Origin of the sequence: Vibrio sp. JPW-9-11-11 (assembly GCF_013369335.1) — a bacterium.
In the GTDB taxonomy this organism is placed as follows: Bacteria; Pseudomonadota; Gammaproteobacteria; order Enterobacterales; family Vibrionaceae; genus Vibrio.
In genome coordinates this window covers 84,898-110,863 of the sequence record NZ_SZQJ01000009.1, presented here as the reverse complement: position 1 = coordinate 110,863, position 25,966 = coordinate 84,898, and the positions used below count along the sequence as shown (strand labels likewise).

The window sequence follows — 25,966 nt, the reverse complement described above, 5'->3', positions numbered from 1 at the left end:
GATTAAGCCTCTTTCTGGTTGGGTGTTTTACATAGGCGGTCGAGAATGATCGCGACAAGAACAATCGCCAACCCGGCTTCAAAACCTTGCGAAATATTGACGGTATTCAGTGCTCGAACAACCGGTTTGCCCAAACCATCAGCGCCGACCAGCGCGGCGATCACGACCATAGACAGCGACAACATAATGCACTGAGTTACGCCAGCCATAATGCTTGGCATCGCCGCGGGTAGCTCAACTTTAAACAGTAGCTTTCTGCGACTTGCACCAAACGCTTTCCCCGCTTCAATCAATTCCTCAGGGACCTTAGTCATGCCGAGATAGGTCAGACGAATGGGCGCCGCGATGGCAAAAATGATGGTTGAAATCAGTCCCGGTACAATCCCCAAGCCAAACAAGACTAACGTCGGGATAAGGTAAACAAAGGTTGGGACGGTTTGCATCAAGTCTAGAATGGGTCTTAACAGAGCATATAACCATGAACGGTGCGCAGCCATAATTCCAAGCGGCACGCCAATTAATACGGAAATCGTTGTCGCTGCAAACACAAGAACAAAGGTTTCCAGCATCTCTTGCCAATAACCGAGATTAAGAATTGTCAGTAATGCACCAACGATGAACAACACCAAAGGAATACTTCTATGTAGATACCAAGCGATCGCGGCCGTCAGTATGATAGGCGCAGCGGGTGGCATCCATTTGAACACATCGACAACAAAAATAATCACAGTTTCTAGAAAGATAGAGACCGCATCGAAAAAGCCAGCGCCGTTGAGCGTTAACCAGTCGACCACGGTTTCCATCCATTCACCCACAGGGATTTTGTTGTTTGTAATAAAATTCACAATAAGACCTTTTTTAGATAGGAGGAGTGGCAGTCCCACTCCTCCTCAATCAGATTACGCGTTTGATTTGATGTAATTATTTACGGCTGTGGCTGCGTCACCACCATCGAGCGTTTTCACGCCCTCAAGCCAAGCTTCCACTTGCTGTGGATTTTCTTTCAACCACTTTTGTGCGGCTTTTGATGGCTTAACATTTTGGTTGAGGATCGCTTCCATCAACTGGTTTTCCATCTCTAAGCTAAACTCAAGGTTTTTCAGCAGTTGACCAACGTTTTGGCACTGGTTTAGGTAACCCTGACGCACGTTGGTGTACACATTAGCACCACCGTAATTCGGGCCGAAGAAGTCGTCGCCGCCCGCAAGATATTCCATCTCAACATTGCTGTTCATCGGGTGTGGGGCCCAGCCTAAGTACACAATCCACTGATTACGGCGTACCGCACGGGATACCTGTGACACCATGCCCGCTTCGCTCGATTCAACTAAGTTAAAACCTTTAAGACCGAACGCATCGCCATCAATCATAGATTGGATCAGGCGGTTCCCATCGTTACCTGGTTCGATGCCATAGATACGGTCTTTAAACTTATCGGCATGTTTGACCAGGTCAGCGAAGTTCTTCACACCGGCATCGTAAACGTACTTAGGAACCGCAAGCGTGTATTTGGCACCTTCAAGGTTGGCGCGCACGGTTTCCACAGTGCCTGCTTCACGGTATTTAGCGATATCTCCCTCCATCGTTGGCATCCAGTTGCCAAGGAAGATATCGATATCACCGTTGGCCATGGATGAGTAAGTCACAGGCACAGAAAGCAGATCGGTTTTTGTGGTATAGCCCATGCCTTTCAGCAGTTCACTGGTCACTGCCGTTGTTGCAGTAATATCGGTCCAACCTACATCAGCGAAACGCACTGTCTCACATTGATTAGCGTAAGCGTTAAAAGCGAACGTACTGATCGCGAGGGTAGTCATTGTTTTTGTCATCATAGACATAGTGATTTCCTTGTAATGATTGCTGACTATTTACTTGGCTGTTTCAACAGCCCTTTTTGGAATTTTAATTCGTTGTTTGTTTTGCCATTCAGGGGCCAACCAAACCGGTTGATATTCGTGTTTGAGCATCTGTTTGCCCAGAATCATATCGGCGGCGCGCTCGGCAACCATGATGGTTGGCGCATTGAGATTGCCATTGGGAATGGTTGGGAAAACCGATGAATCGACCACGCGCAGTGACTGGATACCACGTACACGACACGCCTCATCCAACACGGCCATGGGGTCGGTGTCCGCGCCCATTTTGCAGGTGCACGATGGGTGGTAAGCACTCTCGACGTTGTGCTTAACCCAAGCGTCAATGTCGGCATCGGAGTTCACATCCATGCCAGGTTGAATCTCTTCGCCTCGGTACTTGTCTAACGCGGGCTGCTGCAAAATCTCACGCGTCAAGCGGATACAATCACGCCAGTCTTGTTTGTCCTGCTCGGTCGAAATGTAGTTAAATTCTATACGCGGATGCACAGAAGGATCGGCGCTGGTGATTTCGACGCTGCCACGGCTTTCGGGTTTGTTCGGCCCAACATGTACTTGGAAACCATGACCGTCAAACGCAGCGCGGCCATCGTAACGCATGGCTGCCGGTAAGAAATGGTATTGAATGTTTGGCCACTTCAGTCCTTCTCGTGAACGAATAAACGCGCACGACTCAAAGTGGTTGGTCGCCCCTAGCCCTTTGCGCGTTAAGATCCACTCGGTACCAATCTTCGCTTTACTGACTAAACCCAACTTGCTGTTTAAACTGATCGGCTCTTTACAGTGATACTGGAAGTAAACCTCCAAGTGATCCTGAAGATTTTGTCCAACGCCCGGTAGCTCGTGTTTGACCTCAACCCCCGCTTGCTCAAGTACCGCTTTCGGTCCCACGCCCGACAATTGCAGTAATTGCGGTGAACCGATAGAACCGGCACAAGAGATCACTTCTTTGCTGGCGTTCACTTGATGGATCTTACCCGACTTTTCAAATTCGAGTCCGACCGCTTGGTTGCCTTCAATAAGGAACTTACGCGCCACGACGCCTTTAATTAGCGTCAGGTTTGGACGTTTTAGTGCACGCCTTAAGTAGGCGTTAGAGGTTGAAGCTCGTACCCCTTTGTCCACCGTCATGTGCATTTGGCCGAAGCCTTCTTGTTGATAACCGTTGTAATCATCGGTCTCTGGGTAACCCGCTTCTACGCCTGCGTCAATAAATGCGCGGTACAAGGGGTTAAGCTGCATGTCGTTGCCTGCACATGTTCCTAGCGGGCCTTCACCGCCACGATAATCGTCTTCTCCACCGACCCATGATTCAGCGCGCTTAAAGTAAGGTAAGCAAGCTTGGTAGTTCCAACCCGATGCGCCGTGTTGTTCCCACTCGTCAAAGTCACAAGCGTGACCACGCACATACACCATTCCGTTAATAGAAGAGCTACCGCCCAGCACTTTGCCGCGCGGACAGTGAAGCTGGCGACCGTCTAGGCCTTGCTCTTGAGTCGTTTCAAACTGCCATGCGTAACGGTCGCTATTCATCGGGTAAGAGAGTGCCGTTGGCATTTGAATAAAAATGCTCTTATCGGTTCCCCCCGCTTCAACGAGCAGCACTTGATGTTGACCGCTTTCGGTTAGACGATCAGCCAATACACAGCCGGCCGAACCCGCACCGACGATAATATAATCGTAGTGTTGTTGCATTTGTCTCTCCAAGGTTTGGGTTAAGCGTAAGGGCTGTCGAAGCCGCCTAGTTCAATGAGTACACTCTTAGTCTGGGTGTAACTGCGCAGCGTTTCTGGTCCATTTTCTCGACCGATGCCAGAGTGTTTGTAACCGCCAACTGGCATTTCTGCTGGCGAATCTCCCCAAGTGTTAACCCAGCAAATACCCGCTTGCATTTGATGAATGACGCGATGCGCAAGGCTCAAGTCTTGAGTAAAAAGACCGGCTGCCAATCCGTAGTCGGTGTCGTTCGCACGCGCGATAACCTCTGATTCGTCGCTAAACTTAAGTACCGACATCACAGGGCCAAAGATTTCGCTTTGTACGTGGGGCATCTCATCATCACAATCGATAAACACCGTTGGGGCAACGAAATTACCCTCAGCTAATCCGTTTTCTGTCACTTGATAGCCGCCCGTCAATAGCGTCGCACCGCTCTGCTTGGCCGTTTCTATTGCTGCTAAAACTTTGCCTAGGTGCTCTTTAGAAATCAGCGCGCCGATTTGCGTATCTGGATGGATGGGGTCGCCGACAATGAGTTTTTCGGTGCGCTGCTTCAACTGAGCGACAAACTGCTCATAAATCGACTCATGCACAAACACGCGAGTTCCGTGGGTACACACTTCACCTTGAGTGTAGAAGTTGGCGACCATCGCAGCCGACACCGCATCGTCGAGCTTGGCATCAGCAAACACGATCATCGGCGATTTGCCGCCAAGCTCCATGGTCACTTGTTTGAGCGTTTTGGCACTGTCTGCCATCACTTGCTTGCCCGTGCCCGACTCGCCGGTAAATGACACTTTGGCAATCTCGGGATGCGCAGTAAGCATTTGGCCAACTCGGTGGTCGCCTTGCAGCACATTAAACACACCATCAGGCACCCCTGCCTCTCGATAGATTTCGGCCAGTTTAAGCGCGGTGAGTGGCGTCTCTTCTGACGGTTTGAAAATCATCGCATTACCCGCAGCAAGTGCAGGCGCCGACTTCCACATTGCAATCTGAATCGGGTAATTCCACGCACCAATGCCCGCGCAAATGCCTAACGGTTCACGTCGGGTATAGAAAAACTGGTTCTCGCCAAGTGGCTGCTGCTCGCCTTGCATAGCAGGAACAAGCCCGGCGTAATACTCTATGACATCAGCGCCTGTTGCTACGTCTACTGCCAAAGCTTCTTGCATCGGTTTACCCGTATCGGCCACTTCGAGCGCCGCTAGTTCATCGTTACGTTCACGGAGCAAAGCCACCGCTTTAAGCAAAATTCGGCTACGTTCAACCGGCGCCATCGCTGACCAAATCGCGAATCCCTTTTTAGCCGCTTCAATAGTGCGCTCAAGATCTTCGTGACTGGCTTGGCCAATCGTAGCCAGAGCTTCGCCAGTCGCAGGGTTATATGTGATAAAGCTTTCATCCGATGTGGCATGACATAACTGCCCATCAATAAATTGTGATTTCATATGCATGTGTCTGACTTTACTTATTTTTGTGAGTAGAAGGTGAGCTGCTTATCCAAGTAATCATTGATAATGAGTCTCGCTTTTTCTGCGTCTATGCCTTGTGGGTTGAGCGTTCCACGCAGCCAGATACCATCGATAAGCGCGGCAATACCATGTGCTATGGTTTCCGCCTGCTCATTATCAAAAAGTGCTTTAAGTTCAATTTTGAGGTGCGATAACAAGCGTCGCTCATTCACCTTTTGCAAACGTTTTAACTCTGGGTCATGTACCGAGTAAGACCAAAACGCCAACCAGGTTTTTGCGACTTTGTTTTCTGCCTGAAAGCCGACAAAGTTGCCATCAATAATTGCGTTGATACGTTGTTGATGCGCGTCTTTGGGTAGTGCAGTCAACTTAGCCGTCACCGTCTGTGATAGCTGGCGCAAGATTTCGCGCATTGTCTCTTCGAGCAGACCATGTTTGCCGCCAAAGTAGTGGTTAATAATCCCCGTAGAAACGCCTGCCTCTTTAGCGATCAAAGCGATGCTCGCAGCATGCAAACCCACTCGGTCAATTACCGACATAGTGGCATTTACAAGTTGTGGCTTACGGATACTTGGCATCCCCACCTTAGGCATTTTGAGCACCTCATTTTTTTAATTGAACGATTAGTTAAATATAAAATGCCAAAATTTCCTTTCGAACTCAAACTATTTTTTCAATCTTTGCATTCACAAATGATCAGTTAGTGGAAGAAATAGCATTCAGTACAAATGAAAAATGATTACCAATTTGTTAAAACCACATCTAGACAGGTGTTTTTCAATTCTAATTTTTTTATCTTATTTACAGTAAGTTACATCACGATCGGTTTGAAAGGAAGGGATGCCGACTCGAGCTATCTACAAAAGTCAAAGCTCGTCTTTTACAAAAAAGCAACTTAGAAAAAACAAAGTCATTTCCACCCTAAACTTTTTTCTCCAACGGAGAATTAAGCCAAAAGATTAGACTTCTATTGATAATTTTTACCCATTTTAAAACAGTGGCCACCACCACTCGCTGATTGCTCCATTTGAGAGTTGCACTCGAAAGGCAATACAAGTCGATAACCTACAGCCGCTAAATCAGCGTCTGAGGCACTTTGGTCAGTACTGGGGTAAATAAGGAAGTGTAGAAGTAAGCGGTGAAATGGTGTGAGTGAACGCCACAAAGAGATGGAGAATCCCGTTTACGTCTCATCGGATTTGACGCAAACGGGTGATCATCGGCTTAAGGCTGCTTTTCGAATACCGTCACATCAGCGGGGATTTGCACCCAGTCTTGCTTTTCGCTGGTCCAAACGTGGACGGTAGGCTCAAATACATGACGATCTTCAGGACTTGCTGCTTTTAACTTCAGCTTAAGCGTTGATGGGTCATCAGGGTTAAAGTGGTACACTCGGTTGCCACAGGTTGGACAAAATTTGGCGTAATTTTTGTTTCCACTTTCCGCCATGCGCTCCCACTGTGCAAGTTCTCCTTGAAACTCAATGTCTTCGCTCGCCACAACGGCTGTCACGCTATACGGCGCCGTAGAGAGTTTCTGACACTCAATACAATGGCACGCGAGCACCATTTTAGGTGGTTGTTTAAGGGTGTAATTGACATTGCCACATTGGCACGCCCCTTTTACCTTGTACGTCATCCTTGTTTCTCCTCCGGTTATTCGCGTCACAGCAGCAAAGCATGAAGCGCGATATGCTTGACCAGACTATCTGTCTGACCGTAAGTTTTCCATCACAAATCGGTGGTTTGAATAGCTAAGATTGTACTGTACGCGCTTAACTAATTAGCTGAGCGACCCCACGAACCAACTGGCCGAGTTCGTCCCATTGTTCGTTATCTATCAAGTTCGCTGGCACCATCCAGGTCCCGCCGCACGCGACGACACTTGAAATAGACAGGTACTCTTTGACATTGCTCGGACTGATGCCCCCCGTGGGCATAAATTGAACGGGATAGACTGCGCTGAGTGCTTTTAACATTGCCGTGCCGCCTGAGGCTTCTGCTGGAAAAAACTTCAGCGTCTCTAGGCCTAGCTCCATTGCCTGTTCAACCAAGCTCGGGTTGTTGACCCCAGGAACGATAGCGACACCTCGCTGCTGACAATATCTCACTGTGGTTGGATTGAACCCTGGACTGACAATAAAATCGACACCTGCAGCGATCGCCTGGTCGACCTGCTCAGTATTGAGTACCGTTCCAGCACCCAGTAGCATGTCTGGAAAGGCCTGGCGCATGTTATTGATCGCTTGCGCCGCCGCTTCAGTCCTGAACGTGACCTCTGCACACGGCAAACCATTGTCAATCAGCACTTGGGCCAGTTTCACCGCTTTGGATGCGTCCTCGATGGCAATTACTGGGACTACTTTGAGCTGCGAGAGTTGTTGTGAGATGGATTTCATAACAGTCCTAATTTCATGTTAAATAACTACTTCGGCGCTTGAACGACTTTCGGTTCCACAGAGAGCAGATTCAAGAGCAAGGTGGCAATAATGATCGCTAGACTGATGGACACCAGCCGAGTCAGCTCCGCGGTGAGCGGCGCATCGCCCTGATACGACATAATTTGGTTGACCAGAATGATAAAGTTAGTAAACAGCAATTGATAAATACTTAAACGACAGCGACGACGAATGGCAAAGCAGGCAAGCTGCAAACCTAAACAGCATGTCACGCCAAGAACGACCCAAGTGGGCAAACCGAAACTGTGCAGAAGCATGATAGGTATCGTGGTCAAAATACCGACCGTCGTGGCAATCAAACGATTATTACGAAATACTCGCTGATCCCTAGAAACGGGGATCTTTATCATGCTGCCTATGGTAATCGCAATCAATAAGGTCTGAGAACTACCGTAGCCAATGAGCGCATACAACACCAGCAGTAACGCCGTAGTTTTAAAGCCAATCACACCTAAGTGCAGCTCGGCCCCTGCCATGTCTTGCTCGTCTGGCAGAATCTCTTTTTCATCACCAGGGAACAATAAAAAACTCGCGTACGTCACCACCAACGCAGTGAGAAATACCTCAAACATAATCAGCGGCAAGTTGACGACTGAAAAACCAAACTGAAGGTTTAGGACACAAGAAATAATGACGAACAATAATGCAAAGGTCGCCATCATATCTTTGGGATCTTTATGGCTACGGTAAAAGCTCCAGAACAAGATCAACCAACAAAAAAGCCCAAAACCAGTTGGGGAGTCAATGAGCACTTCACCCAAACCAATCACGCCAATGCTGACTAGGATCATCATCGCCATGAGCTTAAGCATAATGGCTAGCGGTGGTTTCACTGGCATTAAGGTGAGAAAGATAACAACGAACATGGGGGCCAAAAAAGGCACGGGGTTGCCTTGCGCTAGCAAATAGAACAAGAGCAATGTCGGTGCAAACACCAAGCGAATAATGGGATTGGCCGAACTACGAAACATAAGTCCAAACACTCAAGACTCGCATCCAAAGCCCTGCTAGCCACTCGCCTAATGAACTCTGCTCGGTATAAAAGGCGACCGTTGCCTGCGAACCAAAACGGATGTTATGCAGCTCGTCGGGATTGTCGAACACAATATTGACCGGATAGCGCTGTGGAGTGAATGAACTGGGCCCTGCGTTTAAAAAACCAGTGGCAGGATCGATGTCATTGCTACCGCCAGTTCCCCAGCCTATGCTTTCAACCTTGCCACTCAATACTCGACCTGGTAAAGCATCTAAAACAATTTTCACCGTTTGACCAGGCTTAACAAATTCGAGTGAATTTTCACGAGCCAAGGCTGAAATCCAAACGCTGCGCGGATCAATAAAGGTCATTAGGGGTGAACCCGCCGCCGCGCTTTGACCTAGAGTCAACTGCATATTGGTGACTAACCCGTGCGATGGTGCATGGACACGGGTCTTCTTCAGATCAAGTTGCGCTTTCTCTAAGCTTGCCATGGCCGCGCGTATCTGCGGGTTATTATTGCCTGTCGGACCGAGGTTCTGCTGCGCTTGAGCTAACGAAGCTTGTGCCGCTTCAAGGCCTGCTTGAGCGCGCTGCTTTGCCTCCATGGCGTTGTCTAGATCGGCTTGGCTTAACACGCCGCGTGTCGCCAGCTCTGCCGTGCGGTTTGCTTGTTCACGGGCATTATTTCTTGCCGCAAGGGCATCGACCACTCGCGCCTGCGCGACCTCTACCGCTGCCGTATTCGCCCCGATATTTTGTCCGGCCAACGCGAGGTTTGCCTGCGCCGAGGCCAGCGCAATCTCATAGTTGCGCGGGTCAATGCTAAACAACAATTGCCCCGCCTCAACCACTTGGTTGTCTTTAACGCCAACTTCAACAATGTTACCCGACACTTCTGGCGCGACTCGAACCAGATAGGTATGCACTTTCGCATCATTGGTGATTGGCGCCACTCGGTCTGACCACAAGCTATAAAGCCAGATGGCCAATACCGCAACGATAATATAGAGACTCAGTTTTTGGGATTTTTTCTCTGCAGCTGACATAAGAATCAATTTTCGTGAAACAGTCACCACAGTATATGCGAATCAGTCAGTTAAAACAGAGCAAAATGTTCAATAAAAAGAGAGCAGCCTATTAGCTGCTCTCTTTCTTGTTCAATGATTAAAGTGTTCTCGCGACCTCAAAACCATCCCAAATGGCGGTCATGATGGTACGGGCTTTCTGGCTATCACCAATGTTAAACACGTTATCGACATCAAGCTGGTTAGCCAACGCTTCATGTAAGTGATCTTCAGCTTTATAACCAAGCGCCAAAACCACGTGATCCGAAAAGATTTCCATCTCTTTTTGATCACTCTTGACCAACACGCCCGTATCAGTAATGGTTTGTAGCAAGGTTGACGTCAGCACGCTCACTTGCTCTTTCACCAAGAGCTCTTTGAGCATTTGGTAGTTCGCAAAACAAGTACCGTGAGGACCACCAATGATGTCATCGCTGCCTTCAATTAAAGTGACCGCTTTGCCTTGCTGTGCCATCCACAACGCCGCTTCAGCGCCAACCAAACCACCACCGATCACGGTGACTTTGTCGCCGGTAATCTTTGCTGGGTTAAGTAGCATATCTTCTGCAACGATCACATGCGGCTTATCTTGACCTGATAACCATTTTGGCTTCACTGGACGCGAGCCAGTCGCAAAGATCACGCTATCTGGATTGAACGATTCGATGGTCTCTTTATCTGCCGTAGTATCAAAACGCACATCCACGTTCTTACGCTCCATTTCACCCGCAAACCATTCAATCAATAGCTTATCATCGTGCTTGAACGGAGGTTGGCTACCAGGAATAACGTTACCACCCAGTTGCTGTGATTTCTCAAGTAGCGTCACTTTATGACCACGCTCTGAGGCAATACGTGCAGCTTCCATCCCCGCGACGCCGCCACCAACAACCACGACATTCTGGCTACGATGGGTTGGCGCTAGGCGAAACTCTTCTTCGCGGCCACAACTTGGGTTCACCGCACACGACAAGTTGCCCACCTCTGCCATACGGCCTAAACAACCTAAATGACACGAAAGACAAGGGCGCACTTCTTCAAATCGGCCACGGCGAATCTTGTTGACTGTGTCTGGATCTGCCAGCAGGGGGCGACCCAGTGAAATACCATCAGAGATACCATTTTCAACCGCGTGCGCGGCTAAGTCAGGGTTCTCCATGCGACCAGACATCAGGACGGGTACATCGACAACCTCTGACACTGCCTTACAATAAGGCTTGTACATGCCTGGTTCAAAATAGTTAGGCGGATGGTTCCAGTACCATGAGTCGTAGGTACCCGCATCGACGTTTAGCGCATCAAAACCGGCATCTTGTAGGTACTTGGCCGCTTTGAGGCCCTCTTCCATATCGCGGCCGACTTCTTCTGCCACTTCACCCGGAAGAATACCTTGGCCAAAGCCCTTCATGTTACCTTTGACTGAGTAACGCAGTGATACTGGGAAATCATCACCACAAATCGCTTTAATGCCTTTAACGATTTCTACCGCGAAACGGTAGCGGTTTTCAAAGCTGCCGCCGTACTGATCGGTACGCTGGTTGAAAAATTCCATCGTGAACTGATCAAGCAAGTAACCTTCATGCACCGCATGAATTTCTACACCATCAAAGCCTGCTTTTTGTGCGATAGCAGCCGATTCAACAAACTTGCCGATAAAGTATTTCACTTCATCCGTCGTTAGCTCTCGATGCTGAATAGAAGGATCAAAACGGTTTGGCGCGTCAGAAGGCGCGATCGATTTATCTTCTGGGGTAAAACCTGGAATACAAGAGCGTCCCCAGCCTGCCGTCAACTGAGCAAAAATTTTCGCACCGTAAGTGTGAACGCGCTCAGTCATCTCTTTAGCGCTACGAATGTAGGCCGTCGGGTGGTTGGTAGGACACGGCAGAGAAGGCATTGGAAACTGTTCCAATTCATTCTCGACCATTTGTACACCAGTGATAATTAGGCCAACGCCGCCACGCGCACGCGCGACGTAGTATTCGACACCACGCTGGTTGTACGCCCCGTCACCATCGACACAACCCAAGGTGCCCATTGGCGCCATAGAGTAACGGTTTTTCAGTTTCAAAGAGCCAATTTGCATGGGCTCAAACAGAATTTTGTGCTGTTGTTTTAACATTGAACACTCCACATTATTGGTATGTCACCAAAATCACTAGTGACAGAATCTGCGAGTATTAAAACAACCCTCTAGGTGCATTACTTGGCTTTATAGGACAGACCATTAGCCATTCAAGACAACCTAACATTTTTTGATATGTATCATGTTCAGTCGTCTTTCACTTTGGTGTCTTGCCTTATCGACATTGGCGATACGCCCGTCCACCTCTTAAACGCACGCGAGAACGTACTCAAATCTGAAAAGCCCAGTTGGTAGGCTATTTCGGTCATATTCACTTTACCGGCATCAAGTAAATGCAACGCTTTTTCAAGTTTGTACTTTTCGACCACTCCTCGATAACTGGTGTTTTGCTGTGAAAGATGTCGATTTAAGGTGCGCAAGTTCATATTGAGCGCATCGGCAATCACGCAGCCATTTACATCAACTAAGTTGCTCTGCTTGTTGAGAAAGTGATAAATCTGAAGAATCAAATCATCTTTTTTCAGCCGTTCCGCTTCTTCTCGCAATAAATTCACGCAAGCGAAGTGCAGGTTTTTGTCACTATGGATGAGAGGAATATGAAGAAAACGCTTCGGAATAACCAACTTACGGATTGGCGCCCCTTCGACTATCGTGCAGCGCATGGCCTGCTCGAGTAAAGCGTTCTCCTCCTCGCGATAACGATGCTCTATCAAACACACCTCTAGCGTCACTGTATTCTCGCTTAACACCTTGTGAATGATTTTAATCACCACGGCGATAAACAAGGTGATCCCAAGGTAACTGACTCTTGAATCGTTACCCAGCGACTCGGTATCCATTACCCAGAGCTCGGCATTGCCTTGGCGATCACGTTTGTAAACTAAGCGCACTGGCGCACTCAACACGATCACGAACTCCTGCAACACGCTCAACAAGCTATCTAGATCGCGCGCCGTCCATAAAGCCGCTGAAAATCCACCAAACGACAATGGCTCAATGCTATCGGCAATGTCGGCCAGCATCATTGGTGTCTTATTTTGCTCATAAGCTTGATAGAGCACCGAGCGCAAATCTTGCACATTCACCCGGCCCTCTTCATTGTGCCGAATGACGTCGAACGATGCTGCTTCGCTTATTGGTTTTAATAGTTTTGCCCAACCAGCATGCACAGAAAGCGCATTATCAAACACCGATTTTTTATGATTCATATCACTTAACACCCCAAAATTGTGACTCAATACACAAAGGTCAACACTGTCTTAACTTGCATACTAGCTGTCTTAAAAAGCCAAATATTGACCTCCATCAACAGAGTAAGCTGTACGCAGTGAAACGGACTTTCTTCCCTACATAAATCACGTTGAACACGATGCATCGGACATTTTCACGGTTGAGAAGTCGGTGTCGAATCGTTCAATATGCGAAAACAGAGAGCGTCACTATGACTGACTGGAAAAATCAATTCGCCGAAAAAATTATCTCATTGGAGTCGGCAGTAGGCAAAATTGAATCGGGCGATAAAATCTGGGCTGGCGGCTTACTTGCGATGCCAGTGGTCTTTCTTCAAGAACTAGACAAGCATCTAGAGCAATTTCACGGCTGTGAACTGTACACTGGCCTGATGACCTACCCATACGAGTTCCTAAAGCCTCAGTACAAAAAGAACTTTAAACACATCAGCTTATTCATGGGCCCGCTTGAGCGCAAATGCCAGCATGGCGGCAACATTGAAGTGATGAACTTCCACTTCTCAAACTTCAAGCAAACCTTCGCAACGCTAAAACCAAATACAGTCATCATTGAGGTGACACCACCAAATGCTGACGGCTACGTAAGCCTAGGCGCGTGTGGCGGTGTGGGCAGCAAAGAAGCCCTAAAGTACGCCAAAAAAGTGCTTTTCGTGGTGAACGACCAACAGCCATTCATCGGCAACAAAGATAACCTTGTTCACATTGACTACGCTGACTTCATTATTGAAGGCCACCATAGCGTTGCGATGCCAAAAGCGGGTGAACCAAGCGAGCTAGAGCAACAAATTGCCGAGCACGTTAGCCCGTACATTAAAGACGGCATGACGGTACAAATTGGTATTGGCACCATTTCTAACGCTATGGGCATGGCGCTACGCGACCGCAAAGACTTGGGTATCCACACTGAGATGTTTACTGAGTCATTGATGGAAATGTGCAAAGCGGGCGCGGTGAGTGGCAAGCTGAAAAACTACAAGCCGAACAAGATCATCACGGCGTTTGCGGCAGGGCCTCAAGAAGTGATGGACTTCCTGCACAATAACGAAGCGATTGAAATGGGTGGTATGGCTGACGTGGTCGACGCTTATGAAGTAGCCAAGAACGACAACTTCGTATCCATCAACACCTGTGTCATGGTCGACGTGGTGGGTCAGGTCGCTTCTGAAGGTGTCGGCTTCTCACAAATTTCCGGCTCTGGCGGTCAACTTGATTTTGTTCGCGCAGCGGGCATGTCAAAAGGTGGCGTGAGCATTCTGGCCCTATCGTCAACACGTGATGGTAAAGAAGGTCTGGAGTCAAACATTCGTATTGCGCTTCCAACAGGCACACCGATTACTACGCCTCGTAATGACACCCAAGTTGTGGTGACTGAGTACGGCGCAGCCGACCTACGTGGTTTAACCACCCCACAACGTGTCAAAGCCCTCATCAACATTGCTCACCCAGAGTTTAGAGATGAGCTTTTAGAGCAAGCAACAAAACTTGGTTTGGCTAAATAAGGAGCCCAGATTATGTACAAAGGTCAATTTTTCACCCTAAACGCACTGGGCGACAATCAAGCGGTAGAGCTAGTCTTCAACGCTGAAAAAGATCCAGTCAATACACTACGCAATGCTGCGCTAACAGAACTAGAAGCGTGTATTACGCTTCTTGAACAAGATAAGCCAAAAGGCCTCATCATTCGCTCTGGCAAGAAATTATTCAGTGCAGGTGCCGATGTAAAAGCCTTCCGTGACCTATTTAAAGACGGTGACGCGGCGATTACACCGTTCCTAGATTGGGTACACTCTATCTACAACCGCGTTGAAGATCTCGATTGTCCTAAAGTGGCGATCATCAATGGTGTCGCCGCGGGCGGTGGTGTTGAGCTGTCTCTATTGGCTGACTACCGCTTGGCAACGGCCGACGCGAAAATCAGTTTGCCAGAAGTAAAGCTAGGCATTATGCCGGGTTGGGGTGGCGTAACGCGTCTGCCACGTATTGTTGGCGTTGATACGGCACTGGCTTGGCTTACGACAGGCAAAAACTTCTCGGCTGAAAAAGCACTAGGCGATCACGTGGTTGACGGCATCATTGACCCAAGCCAAGAAAACCCAGTTGAGCAAGCATTGCGAGTTATTGAGCGTGCACAGCGCGGCGAGCTTGACTGGCAAGCACGTCAAGCAGAAAAACGTCAAGCTCTACCAATCAATGACCTAGAGCTAGCGATGTCAGTTAACGTCGCTCGCGGTATGGTGGCAAAAGCGGCAGGCCCTCACTACCCTGCCCCGGGCATTATCCTCGATACCGTATTCAACGCGGCGCGTTGCACTCGTGATGAGGCGCTAAAAGTTGAAGCACAAGGCATCGTCGCTTGTGCTGAAAGTGGCGTGGCTGATGCTCTAGTGAATGTGTTCTTAAGCGATATGGCGGTAAAAGCGGCAGCTAAGAAACACGCGGACCAATCTGAAGCGAGCAAAACAGCGCAAGTCGGTGTGATTGGCGCAGGCATCATGGGTGGCGGTATCGCCTACGTGAGTGCTGACCGAGGCATTGATGTGGTGATGAAAGACATCAACAAGCAAGGTCTCGACCTAGGTCTATCAGAAGCGAACAACCTTCTAACCAAGCAAGTTGAGCGCAAGAAGAAAACCCCACGCGAGATGGGTAATGTGCTAAATCGCATCGTGCCAACACTGCACGACGCAACACTGGCAGACACCGATATGATCATCGAAGCGGTGGTTGAAAATCCAATGGTGAAAGAGAAAGTACTGGCTCAACTTGAAGAGACAGCACCGAACGCCATCATCGCCTCAAACACATCGACGCTGATGATCAGCGGTTTAGCTCAGGCGCTGAAAAAACCAGAAAACTTCTGTGGCATCCACTTCTTCAACCCGGTACACCGTATGCCGCTCGTCGAAGTGATCCGTGGCGAGAAAACCTCAACGGAAACCATCGCCAAAGCGGTGAACTATGTTCTGCAATTAGGCAAAGTGCCGGTTGTGGTCAACGATTGCGCCGGTTTCTTAGTCAACCGCTGCCTAACGCCTTACTTCCTAGCGTTCAACCAACTGTTGGTCGACGGCGGGAACATTGCGCAAGCAGACAAAGTGATGAGCAAAGGCTTTGGTTGGCCGATGGGACCTGCGCACCTTGCGGATGTGATCGGTTTAGATACGGCTAAGCACTGTATGGACGTGATGGATGAAGCCTTCCCAGCTCGCTTAGGTAAACCTCAAATTAACCTAATTGAAATGCTGTGTGGACGTGGGCAACTAGGCCAGAAATCGGAACACGGCTTCTACAGCTACAGCAAAGACCGCAAAGGTCGCCTAAAGCCTTCTCTAAGTGTTGATACTCAAGTACTGCTTGATAGCGAATGTGCGGCTCCTGCGGTATTTAGCGACGAAGAAGTGACCATGCGTATGATGCTGCCAATGATGTTTGAGGCGATTCGTTGCCTAGATGAAGGCATCATCAGCTCAGCTCAAGAAGGCGACATTGCCTTTGTATACGGCACTGGCTTCCCTCCTTTCCGCGGCGGTATTTTCTACTACATGGATAGCCTTGGTCTCGATAACTTGGTGGCAATGGCACAGAAATACGAATCATTGGGTTCACTCTACGCGATACCTCAAGGTTTGATTGAACGTGCGAATAACAACCTAAGCTTTTACGCCTAATTGGGAGAAACAAAATGAAAAATGTAGTGATTGTTGATGCTATCCGTACTCCTATGGGTAAATCAAAAAATGGTGTTTTCCGCCACGTACGTGCCGACGATTTGTCTGCGCACCTAATGAAAAGCATGATTGCGCGTCAACCTAACCTTGATGCGACACTGATCGACGATGTGATTTGGGGCTGTGTACAACAGACGGAAGAGCAAGGTGCTAACCTTGCTCGCATCGCGGCCCTGCAAGCAGGCCTGCCGGAAACGGTACCGGCAACCACAGTCAACAGACTATGTGGCTCATCGATGGATGCCCTTCACATGGCAACGCGTGCGATTAAAGCGGGCGACTCAGATGTGGTGCTTGTCGGTGGTGTTGAACACATGGGTCACGTACCGATGACCAAAGGCATCAGCATGAACCCATATAACCGCAACATGGCACAAGCGTCAGCTATGATGGGGCTGACAGCCGAAGCCCTTGGCAAGATGCATAAAGTATCACGTGAAGAACAAGATGAGCTCGGCGCTCGTTCTCATCGTTTAGCTCATCAAGCTACCCTTGAAGGTCGCTTTGATAACGAGATTGTCCCAACGATGGGCCATGATGCTGATGGTTTACCTACTCTAGTCCAGCACGATGAAGTGATTCGACCTGAAACGACAGCAGAGTCACTCTCTACACTACGCCCTGTGTTTGACCCACGCGGCACAGTGACGGCTGGTACCTCATCGGCACTGTCTGATGGCGCGTCATGTCTACTGGTGATGAGCGAAGAAAAAGCCATCGAACTCGGTTTGAAAGCAAGAGCACGCGTCATTGCTGCAACCAGCGCAGGTGTTCCAGCGGCGATCATGGGTTACGGCCCGGTTCCAGCGACACAAAAAGCGCTAAAAAAAGCCGAATTGAACATTGACCAAATCGACTTTGCTGAAGTTAACGAAGCGTTTGCCGCTCAAGCGATCCCTTGTCTGAAAGATCTGGGTTTGTGGGAGCAACGTGAAGACAAAGTTAACCTACATGGCGGCGCGATTTCACTGGGTCACCCACTCGGTTGTTCAGGCGCGCGCATTGTTGGCTCTCTGATCAACATCATGGAGCAACGTGGCGGTCGTTACGGTCTTGCGACCATGTGTATCGGTATGGGTCAAGGTATCGCGACCATTATTGAACGCATTGAATAAAGAAAACTAAAGTCAGCCTAAGTCAAAGAGCTCTGTCCTACCCAGAGCTCTTTTTTTTATCTGTACGCGCCTAGTCTCACCAATACTACTGACTTACCTGATAGGGTATTTGTCATTGAATCTGCGCGAGATCTCATTAATCAACAATTTTTTCGGCGGTATACAGAAAACCATCGTCACAAAGAATCTTGGAAGGAAACTCCCTACATAATTGAATTTTTTGTTTCGTTATTCGCGCTATTATCGTTATCGAAACAAACATCCTGTTCCTAAAAAAATACCTTCGGGGAAAATTATGAAAAAATTTGCCTTAACCACACTAACTTTTGCACTGGCTTCAGCCTCTGTTCACGCCAATGTACCTGCGGATCACCCACTGGCTAAGTACCTAAATGCGCCTGGCGCAAGCGTTAACTTGCCAGTGACGGCTGCGAAAAATTCTTTTGACCTTGATTTTGTTCAAGGTGCATACGACAGCTTCGAAAGCTTCCATGCGCAAATGGGCGGCGACCATGCACTTTACTACATGACCAACTTCAGCACTGTGATGCGCACTGACAACGTTAACCCTGCGGCAGAGCAAAAAATATTGGCGCGCAATATCAATAGTGACATTGGCAACATCACGGTCAAAACAGACAGCGAAGGTGAACTGAAGATGGACGACTACTTCGTTCATCCAACATTCCGTCACCAAGGTGTAATGATGATCCACAAAGGTGAAGTGGTCTATGAAGCTTACCCAGGTATGAAACCAACCGATTCTCACATCTGGATGTCGTCTTCAAAAACACTAACTGGCCTTATCACAGCGATGCTGGCTGAAGAAGGCAAGCTCGACATGAGCGCTTCAACCGCTCAATACGTGCCTGAGCTTAAAGGCACCGCATGGGAAAAAGTGACTATCCTTGATCTGGTTAACCACACTGCTGGCCTCGACCACGAAGAGAACAACAAGTCTATTCTAGATCCAGAAGGTGTATTCGTGCGCTTCATCAGCTCTGCGCTTGGCACCACTGAACGCTGCACAACGGGTGAAACTTGGCGTGATGTGCTTAAAGATGTTAAACCGCTAGAAAACGAAAAGCCGGGCGATCGCTTCCGTTACTCTTCACTGAACACGCACGTACTGGGTCAAGTGATTCAAAACGTGACCAACAAACGCTGGACTGACGTTGCTGAAGAGCGCATTTGGGGCAAATTGGGCGCGCGTATGCCGCTACAGGTTCACCTAACACCAGACGGTACACCTCTCAACCTAGCCATCATCTCGTCTACGCTGGAAGATTTCGCTAAGTACGCGACCATGTTTACGCCAAGCTGGGATAAAGTGGCACACGAGCAAGTCGTTACGCCTGAGCTACTTGATCGCATTCGCTCTGCGGGCAGTGCAGACGCATTCGTAGGTGGCAAAAAAGAAGGTCAAGCTGTGGGTCTATTTGCTGAAAAACCAGTCAAAGGTGCTTACCAGTTCGACTTCATTTTTGAAGACGGCGCACTGTACAAGCACGGTAACTCTGGCCAAGGCATCTACGTTGATCCAGCACGTGACTTTGCCGCGGTTTACTTCGGAGCAACACCATATGTGCCACCTTATGGTGAGATCAAAGCGCCAGCATACTTCCGCAAAGTGGCAGAGCAGCTAGATAACGCTAAATAAGCACATGAATTTATCGGGATAAGACCAAAGCCTAAGCGGAAACGCTTAGGCTTTTTTTCCGGCTCATTTTGAGCCCCTTGTAGTCATGACAATGCCCGAAGAAACCAGTATCTTATACAAAAATATCTCGACAAGGTTTCTCTATGATCTCTATTGAACAGATTCACGCGTTTACTCTGGTTTACCAGCACGGCTCCTACAGTGCTGCTGCTCGCGCCGCACAAAAAGAGCGCAGTACAATTCGTGAGCAGGTGGTAACCTTAGAAGATATTGTCGGGGTTGAGCTGTTTCAAATTGAAGGACGAAAAGCCAAACCCACCGAAGCTGCCCACCAGCTCATCTCTCGGGCCACCAACCTAAGTAAACAGGCCCAAGACTTTGAGTTAACCGCCTTTTCTCTGCTCAATGAACCACTCGAAAAATTGATTGTCATGCATGATGATCAAATCCCAAGTGCATGGCTGAGTCATGCCATCCTAGAGATTAAAAACCAATACCCTCAATTGGCGATTGATGTTATGTGCGCCTCAAGAGAGCACGCCTACCACTGCCTCGAGCAAAGCCAGTGTCACATTGCAATTATGGCCACCGAAGACTCGCCCAGAACCCAAGCTCGAATTGATTCACTTTATATCGGCAACCTCGCCCTTGGCGCTTATGTCAGTCCCGACGCCTCTCTCGCTCAACAGCCAAATGTTGCGATTGATCAACTCAGGCTCGAAACCCAATTTGAACTATCGCAAACCCGAGAAGGAGATTTAGGCTGCTTTCGCGTCTCAAACACGATAGAGAAAGTGAGTTCACTCAATTTGGCCTGTTCTCTGCTCACGCAAGGCGGCTGGATAGCCTTATCAATTCCCATGGCGGAACCCTTTGTCCAACAAGGCCTTCTAACACCACTTTCACTCAGTGAGGCGACGCGCAATTACGTGCGAGGTGTGTGTCTGTTTTTTGGCCTTACCAGCAATAATCGCGAAGAAATTCGCTTTGCGTTGGATTGCTTCAACCGCCATGCTGCCCCCTTTTTATTAAGTTAAAAGGCCCCATGCTCAAGCAAGACACTTTACTAACAGAAATGCCCCTTTTCGGTCAGATAGTGTTTTGCTTGGCTAACGATCAGTTGTTTTATTTCTGCAATCGTCTGGTTGGATTGTAACGCATAGGTTTCAAACAACGCGATGCCAACGCTATAGGGCCGAATTAAATCTTTGATTGATAATTCTTTTACCCACCCTGCTTTTTCATAGCGAGCGGCATCAAGTCTGTTTAGTCCGCTCCAACCACCGTATTCGAGTAGCTCTACGATCAGATCAGTATTGCTCACTACACAGTGGCGATTTGAATGCTTCATTGCATTTAACGGTAAAGCATCAATGTTTTCACTGACAAATTGCATCTCCTCAGCCAAATCCAGCAAAGAAACAGTAGGATTAAGAAACAGCGATGAGCTTGGATGCGCATAGGCTGAAAATAGCGATACGCCGAGATACGTCACCTCGACTTTCTCATTAGGAAATGCCTGACCTTGGTTAGCCAATATCGCAAAGTGCGCCTCCCCCTCTTCTAATAACCTCAAGCTCTCGAGACGATTTTTGTGTAGTAACCTGAGTTTAAGTCCGGGGTATCGTGACGCGATTGATTGCTCAATGGCACATAAAAACGCGGTTGGTAATACGGTTTCATGGAGTATGGTGAGTTCCGTCAACTCTGTGTCGTACATCACTCTTGCGCTATGCTCAAAGTCGGACACTTGCTTAATAATGTGCTTCGCCTTGGAATAGAGTTGAACTGCCACAGGGCTTGGTTCAAGTCGTTTACCTTTAACGGTAAACAGCGTTTTCCCGATGCCAATCTCTAAACTGATCACATGCTCTCTCACGGTAGCTCGATCTTTGTTTATCATCCGGCCCGCAGCGCTATAACTATTCGTTTCGTACGCAGCCTTAAAACTTGCTAACTGTTCAATGGTAAACATATCACCCCTAAAAAATGGACGGAAAACCCCACCATTATGCAGTTGAATGGACAGTTTGTACAACTATACAATAGAGATTCTTTAGCTTAATCCGGTATAGAAACATGACAAAATCATTTAAAAAGCAGAGTCTGATAGTACTAATGAGTTCGCTCAGCTTTGGCGCCTCAGCACAAGCCCTTTCTCCAGTGCAATTGCTCGTTAACGCTGACATTATCACCATGAACCCAGCCCAACCTTCTGCGAATGCAATGGCCTATCGAGATGGTCATATCATCGCGATTGGCGAAGAGGCAAAGGTACGCGCAGCGATTGACACGCCGGTTGACGCCATCGACCTCAATGGCCAAACGATCATCCCAGGCCTATTTGAAACCCACGATCACCTATTCTTGGCTAGCTCTTCAGCGATCCTTACCGACGTTGCCCCTTTTTCGACGCCCAAGCTTGCCGATGCCTTAGTGAAAATTGGTGAGACCGAAGCGAATGAAGACGGTTGGGTGATTGCGTTTGGCGCGGATCAAACCCTGTATGAAGAACGCCGTGGTCCTCACATCAGTGAGCTCGATGCCTTACACCCAGACAAACCGGTTGCCGTTTTTCACTTAAGCGGCCACGGGGTGTATGTAAACAGCAAAGCGCTTGAACTGGCAGGCGTTGATGAGACAACGCCTAATCCGCAAGGCGGCAGTATTGAAAAAGACCAAGATGGTAAAATCACCGGATACCTTTCGGGGCAACCTGCGATGTTCTTGGTGACCAATTACCCGACAGCCAACCAACATACCGCGCGTATTGCCGCGAAACAGCGTGCTCAAGTCGGTATCACCACCGCGTCTGATTTTAGTGTGATGAATCAACCTATTTTAGAGTTGTTATCCAATGTCACCGCCGAAGATGACTTTGCAGTGCGCCTAGTGGGTGGGCTCTTCTCTACAGCGCCAAATTTTACCGAGTTAGCCAGTAATGTCAGCGACTACGAGAACGACAAATTTAAAGTACCGTTTGTTAAAACATGGACAGACGGTTCGATTCAAGGTGGAACGGGCAACCTGTCACAAGGCTACTATGATGATAGCTACGGAAGTGGCGGCGCACAGGGTACTCAAGAATACTTTAACCAGCAGATGATCGACATCTATGAACTTGGGCTGTGGCCTGCATTCCACGCCAATGGCGATGGCGCGACAGATACCGCTCTTAACGCCATTGAGCATGCTCAGAAAACCACTAAAAACCTAGAGATTCGCCCGCAGTTGATTCACTCTCAGTACACTCGCCCGGATCAAATAGAGCGCATGGCTGAACTGAAGACCAATCCGACGTTCTTTACCACGCATGTCTACTACTGGGGTGATTTGCACCACGACCATACATTGGGTGCAGAGCGAGCGCAGCGATTGAGTGCGATGAAAGATGCATTTGACATGGGCCTCAAGCCGTCAATGCATAATGACAAGCCAGTATCTGACATCGATCCATTCTTGAATATGGAAATTTCTGTATTGCGTCAGTCGACATCGGGCCGTGTCCTTGGTGCCGACCAAGCGATCACGCCATACCAAGCGCTAGAGTCTTATACGGTCAACGCAGCGTATCAATTTGGTATGGAGGACGTAGCAGGCAGTCTAGAAGCAGGAAAATACGCCGACTTTGTGGTACTCGATAGCAACCCACTTACCGTTAAACCGCAAGAGCTAAGAAATATCAAAGTAAAAGCGACCATTATGAACGGTAACATCACCTATTCTGAAAACTCACCAGCCACGCTATAGTGTCTCATTGAGCCAACAGGCCAGTCCTCAACGTACCACAGAGGGCTGGCCGCCAATAGATGTGCGCATAACAAACCACTGGAGTGACTATGAGCCGTATTATTTGGCTATTAATACTCATCGCGACACCCTCTGCTTTAGCTTGCAACTTTCATCAAGATCGTGGGCGACTGTCCGTGCCCAACTACCCAGCGATCATGTTGACCCTGCCAAGCATAATCGAAGCGAGCGAAAGCCATCAGATAGCGCAGATTCAAAAACCGCACGCAATGATCAACTGGCTATTGGCCCAAAAGCTCAACAGCACCATGCCCGTTGACCAGTTCACCTTTTATCAGGTGGTTGAGGGGCACTATTCTAGTGTGACTGGCCGCTCGAGCGGTTGGCTTAGTCAATATCAGGGCGAAAGCAAACCTAAGCTTGGCGAACTTATGATACTTAGCGAGTTAAGTGTTTTTAATGCACTGTTGGAGCAGCAAATTACCATTGAGCAGGCTTTTGACCAAAGATGGATCACCGTTAACGGCCCAAAGGCTGAGCGAGAAGCGGTAAAAAAGTGGCTGACTCAAGCTTTTAACTAATCTCGACCGCCCGCTCGAGCGACGTACAGTGCCTGTGCGGGGCTTAGAATACCATTCGATGATTTCCGTCCGTCCCTACTCATTCCTACAAGAGCTTCCCCTTTCCTCGTAACCTATTTGGCAAATAGTCTGCCACCAAAACCTAACACCAGAGCCGCTGCATTTTGGCTCTTTCAGCACTGGCGATTCTGTCGAACCAACAACGCTTTTCATCACGCTGATAGAGGCCGCGAGCAACGCTCTCTCAGGTTATTGTCCCCCAGTTCTTTATTACTGACCTCGCTTCGATCTTCGTAGTCAGCATATCTTTATGACCTACATCAACAATCACGTCATTGTCCTAGCAAGCTAACCGACTGACCTAAAATGCCAAGCTAATAACGTGTCGGCTTGGTTAAATAGTCATGGTTTCAGTACCACTGATCGACGTAAGGTAAATCGATGTTCCATCGCTATTTTATGCAGTTCGTACTATCTCCAAAAACCAATGAAAAGCTATGCAGGGACGCACCTCCACTCACAAAAGGGATGTTCGACGAGTATTGATACAAGGTAAAACTATGAAAAAAACTGCCGTTACCGTTTCACTTCTTTGCGCTTTTTCCGGTGCAGCGATTGCCGATGATCAAGAAAGCGAAGTGATCAATCCGTCCGATCTGACACGCGTTTATACCCAAGCGGCTGTCTTCCTAGATTCTAATGCCGACGTTCGCGTGTCAGGAATGATGACGGGCGCATGGTCAGACGATATTCAATTTGCTGGCTTTGCCGAAGGCACATTTGGCAACGACAACGCGAAGATAGATGGAAAGCATAAACTGGGCACCGACTACCAGAAAGGTCGCGCGCAGTACTTCCAAGTTCACGCGCTAGACAACCACTTAATGCCACGTGTCGGATTCTCAACAGATTTGATCCACCAAAACGGTGAAGCAGGTACAGCAAAAGGTTCAGGCCTTAAAGACACGACTCTGTTTTCAGCTGGCGTGATTGGTCTTATCAACCCTGCCTACACCTTGGGTGCCAAAGTATTCCCGAACGTTGCCTATACGACGGGTAGCGTATTTGGCGAAAGCGCAGATGGTTACATGTTAAACATGTTCCTGACCAAAGAGATTGGTGATTCAGGTAGCTTCATCCAGTTCTCACCAGAGTACTTCAAAGCCGAAGGCGATGTGGTATCGATGGAATCAAGCAAACTGAACTTCTTTGTTAGCGCCCCGACTCGCTCGGATCGTACTCAATGGTTAATGACGCGTTTTGAATATGGCTCAGCTGATGTAGTACTACCAGACGGTACTGCGATTGATAACGACCCTGAGCTACGTGTCGAAATCGGCATGAAGTGGTTCTTTTAACACGCAATAAAAACAAGAGTGTGAGCCCAATAGCATCAAGCTTTGGGAATACCCCACACTCTGATTGCCACTAGGGAGTTTTCAGAATGAACAAAACGCTGGTGATGACACTGTTCATGCTCTTGATTGTGCTGATTGCTCCCCTTGCCTTTGCTCGGCTTATTCACTACTCCGTGGCCCAGCCGAATTTGGGTTGGGAAGCGAGCCAAACCGATATCAATCATATCTATGCACTACTGCGTGAGCGCTAATCCCATCCAGTCGTGTTGTATGTTAATTAACCTAAACACTGTGAACACCATGATCATTAAACAACCTGAACTGACAGATTTTGTCACGTTATTTCAGGAAATTATTGCTCATGTTAGGGACGACTCAGTAAAAATTTTCCCGAAAGAGAAACACCGCATTATCGCGCTCGTCGAGCAGCTAGTCGCAAGCACGTTAGAGAAACAGCAAGTCGAAACGACTCACATTGACCAAGCCCTTAAATTAGTCGAGCGTCTGTCGATTGTGGTCAATTTGAACCGTTATGAGCAATTTAACCAACTGCTCGAGCGAGCACGAAAGGTCGCCACGTATTTGCTTAACAACGACGCCTCAACGCCTTGTCAAGATGAAGAGAAAATGCGTCTGTTGTTTTCGTATCTGAAGCACCGACAAATGGTCTCAAAACCGACCCAACTCACAGAGGGCAACGGCCTTCATATTGCCACCGCTTACCGTAGGGGCCTGCTCAATTTTAGCGAAGCCATCGACGCCTATCGCGCTCAGCTTGCCTGTCAGCATAGGTTGCAATTTGTTCAACTCCGCGCTTCGTGCGCATCAGTAACGGCTTAACTAGACATTAAGCCATATATCGTAACAAC

At 48.4% G+C, this 25,966-nt stretch carries 22 protein-coding genes; 10 read left to right on the top strand and 12 right to left on the bottom strand.

The genetic code is table 11. The features are described 5' to 3' along the window. Positions 1 to 2: 2 nt before the first annotated feature. The 11 genes from choW to FCU94_RS12830 all read right to left on the bottom strand — a co-directional run bounded on the left by choW (position 3) and on the right by FCU94_RS12830 (position 12,863). Complete coding sequence (gene choW / locus FCU94_RS12880) at positions 3 to 845, bottom strand: choline ABC transporter permease subunit (RefSeq protein WP_176288920.1); 843 nt, start codon at positions 843 to 845, stop codon at positions 3 to 5. Between the two features lie 54 nt (positions 846 to 899). Next, positions 900 to 1,838, bottom strand: a complete 939-nt coding sequence (locus FCU94_RS12875; RefSeq protein WP_176288919.1) for a choline ABC transporter substrate-binding protein — start codon at positions 1,836 to 1,838, stop codon at positions 900 to 902. A 30-nt stretch (positions 1,839 to 1,868) separates the two neighbouring features. Beyond that, complete coding sequence (gene betA, locus FCU94_RS12870) at positions 1,869 to 3,569, bottom strand: choline dehydrogenase (RefSeq protein WP_176288918.1); 1,701 nt, start codon at positions 3,567 to 3,569, stop codon at positions 1,869 to 1,871. A gap of 20 nt (positions 3,570 to 3,589) precedes the next feature. Next, entirely contained in the window at positions 3,590 to 5,050 is a 1,461-nt protein-coding gene (gene betB, locus FCU94_RS12865; protein WP_176288917.1) for a betaine-aldehyde dehydrogenase, read from the bottom strand. A 14-nt stretch (positions 5,051 to 5,064) separates the two neighbouring features. Next, positions 5,065 to 5,661, bottom strand: a complete 597-nt coding sequence (gene betI, locus FCU94_RS12860; RefSeq protein WP_176288916.1) for a transcriptional regulator BetI — start codon at positions 5,659 to 5,661, stop codon at positions 5,065 to 5,067. Positions 5,662 to 6,292: 631 nt separating this feature from the next. Continuing rightward, positions 6,293 to 6,706, bottom strand: a complete 414-nt coding sequence (locus FCU94_RS12855) for a GFA family protein (RefSeq protein WP_176288915.1) — start codon at positions 6,704 to 6,706, stop codon at positions 6,293 to 6,295. Positions 6,707 to 6,842: 136 nt separating this feature from the next. Beyond that, the gene (locus tag FCU94_RS12850; RefSeq protein ID WP_176288914.1) at positions 6,843 to 7,466 is read right to left on the bottom strand and encodes a bifunctional 4-hydroxy-2-oxoglutarate aldolase/2-dehydro-3-deoxy-phosphogluconate aldolase; all 624 of its coding nucleotides are present in this window, start codon (positions 7,464 to 7,466) and stop codon (positions 6,843 to 6,845) included. A gap of 26 nt (positions 7,467 to 7,492) precedes the next feature. Continuing rightward, positions 7,493 to 8,497: a DUF2955 domain-containing protein gene (locus FCU94_RS12845; RefSeq protein ID WP_176288913.1), complete on the bottom strand. Its 1,005-nt coding sequence runs from the start codon at positions 8,495 to 8,497 to the stop codon at positions 7,493 to 7,495. Next, positions 8,487 to 9,551, bottom strand: a complete 1,065-nt coding sequence (locus tag FCU94_RS12840) for an HlyD family secretion protein (RefSeq protein WP_176288912.1) — start codon at positions 9,549 to 9,551, stop codon at positions 8,487 to 8,489. Before FCU94_RS12840 ends, FCU94_RS12845 begins: the two co-directional genes overlap by 11 nt. Before the next feature lie 118 nt (positions 9,552 to 9,669). Next, positions 9,670 to 11,691: an oxidoreductase gene (locus tag FCU94_RS12835; protein ID WP_176288911.1), complete on the bottom strand. Its 2,022-nt coding sequence runs from the start codon at positions 11,689 to 11,691 to the stop codon at positions 9,670 to 9,672. Between the two features lie 149 nt (positions 11,692 to 11,840). Next, positions 11,841 to 12,863: a helix-turn-helix domain-containing protein gene (locus FCU94_RS12830; protein WP_176288910.1), complete on the bottom strand. Its 1,023-nt coding sequence runs from the start codon at positions 12,861 to 12,863 to the stop codon at positions 11,841 to 11,843. 233 nt (positions 12,864 to 13,096) lie between these two features. On the opposite strand from FCU94_RS12830, the gene FCU94_RS12825 reads away from it, so the two are divergent. The 5 genes from FCU94_RS12825 (at position 13,097) to FCU94_RS12805 (ending at position 20,445) form a co-directional block, all read left to right on the top strand. Then, entirely contained in the window at positions 13,097 to 14,404 is a 1,308-nt protein-coding gene (locus FCU94_RS12825; protein ID WP_176288909.1) for an acetyl-CoA hydrolase/transferase family protein, read from the top strand. Positions 14,405 to 14,416: 12 nt separating this feature from the next. Further along, a complete protein-coding gene (gene fadB, locus FCU94_RS12820) occupies positions 14,417 to 16,573 on the top strand; it encodes a fatty acid oxidation complex subunit alpha FadB (RefSeq protein WP_176288908.1) in 2,157 nt (718 codons plus the stop codon). A 14-nt stretch (positions 16,574 to 16,587) separates the two neighbouring features. After that, positions 16,588 to 17,748: an acetyl-CoA C-acyltransferase FadA gene (gene fadA / locus FCU94_RS12815; RefSeq protein ID WP_176288907.1), complete on the top strand. Its 1,161-nt coding sequence runs from the start codon at positions 16,588 to 16,590 to the stop codon at positions 17,746 to 17,748. A 295-nt stretch (positions 17,749 to 18,043) separates the two neighbouring features. After that, positions 18,044 to 19,408, top strand: coding sequence for a serine hydrolase domain-containing protein (locus FCU94_RS12810; protein ID WP_176288906.1), 1,365 nt, complete (start codon positions 18,044 to 18,046; stop codon positions 19,406 to 19,408). Positions 19,409 to 19,551: 143 nt separating this feature from the next. Further along, a complete protein-coding gene (locus tag FCU94_RS12805; RefSeq protein ID WP_176288905.1) occupies positions 19,552 to 20,445 on the top strand; it encodes a LysR family transcriptional regulator in 894 nt (297 codons plus the stop codon). A gap of 29 nt (positions 20,446 to 20,474) precedes the next feature. Here the strand turns inward: FCU94_RS12805 and FCU94_RS12800 are convergent, their stop codons facing one another. Then, complete coding sequence (locus tag FCU94_RS12800) at positions 20,475 to 21,383, bottom strand: LysR family transcriptional regulator (protein WP_176288904.1); 909 nt, start codon at positions 21,381 to 21,383, stop codon at positions 20,475 to 20,477. A gap of 104 nt (positions 21,384 to 21,487) precedes the next feature. Here FCU94_RS12800 and FCU94_RS12795 point away from each other — a divergent pair, with 104 nt between their 5' ends. The 5 genes from FCU94_RS12795 (at position 21,488) to FCU94_RS12775 (ending at position 25,937) form a co-directional block, all read left to right on the top strand. After that, positions 21,488 to 23,158, top strand: a complete 1,671-nt coding sequence (locus FCU94_RS12795; protein ID WP_176288903.1) for an amidohydrolase — start codon at positions 21,488 to 21,490, stop codon at positions 23,156 to 23,158. Positions 23,159 to 23,247: 89 nt separating this feature from the next. Then, positions 23,248 to 23,739 carry a hypothetical protein gene (locus FCU94_RS12790; RefSeq protein ID WP_176288902.1) on the top strand — a complete coding sequence of 164 codons (492 nt, stop codon included), beginning with the start codon at positions 23,248 to 23,250 and terminating at the stop codon, positions 23,737 to 23,739. Positions 23,740 to 24,299: 560 nt separating this feature from the next. Then, positions 24,300 to 25,097, top strand: a complete 798-nt coding sequence (locus tag FCU94_RS12785) for a hypothetical protein (protein WP_176288901.1) — start codon at positions 24,300 to 24,302, stop codon at positions 25,095 to 25,097. A gap of 86 nt (positions 25,098 to 25,183) precedes the next feature. Further along, positions 25,184 to 25,348, top strand: coding sequence for a hypothetical protein (locus tag FCU94_RS12780; RefSeq protein ID WP_176288900.1), 165 nt, complete (start codon positions 25,184 to 25,186; stop codon positions 25,346 to 25,348). 49 nt (positions 25,349 to 25,397) lie between these two features. Continuing rightward, entirely contained in the window at positions 25,398 to 25,937 is a 540-nt protein-coding gene (locus FCU94_RS12775) for an acyltransferase (RefSeq protein WP_255199266.1), read from the top strand. Positions 25,938 to 25,966: the final 29 nt, after the last annotated feature.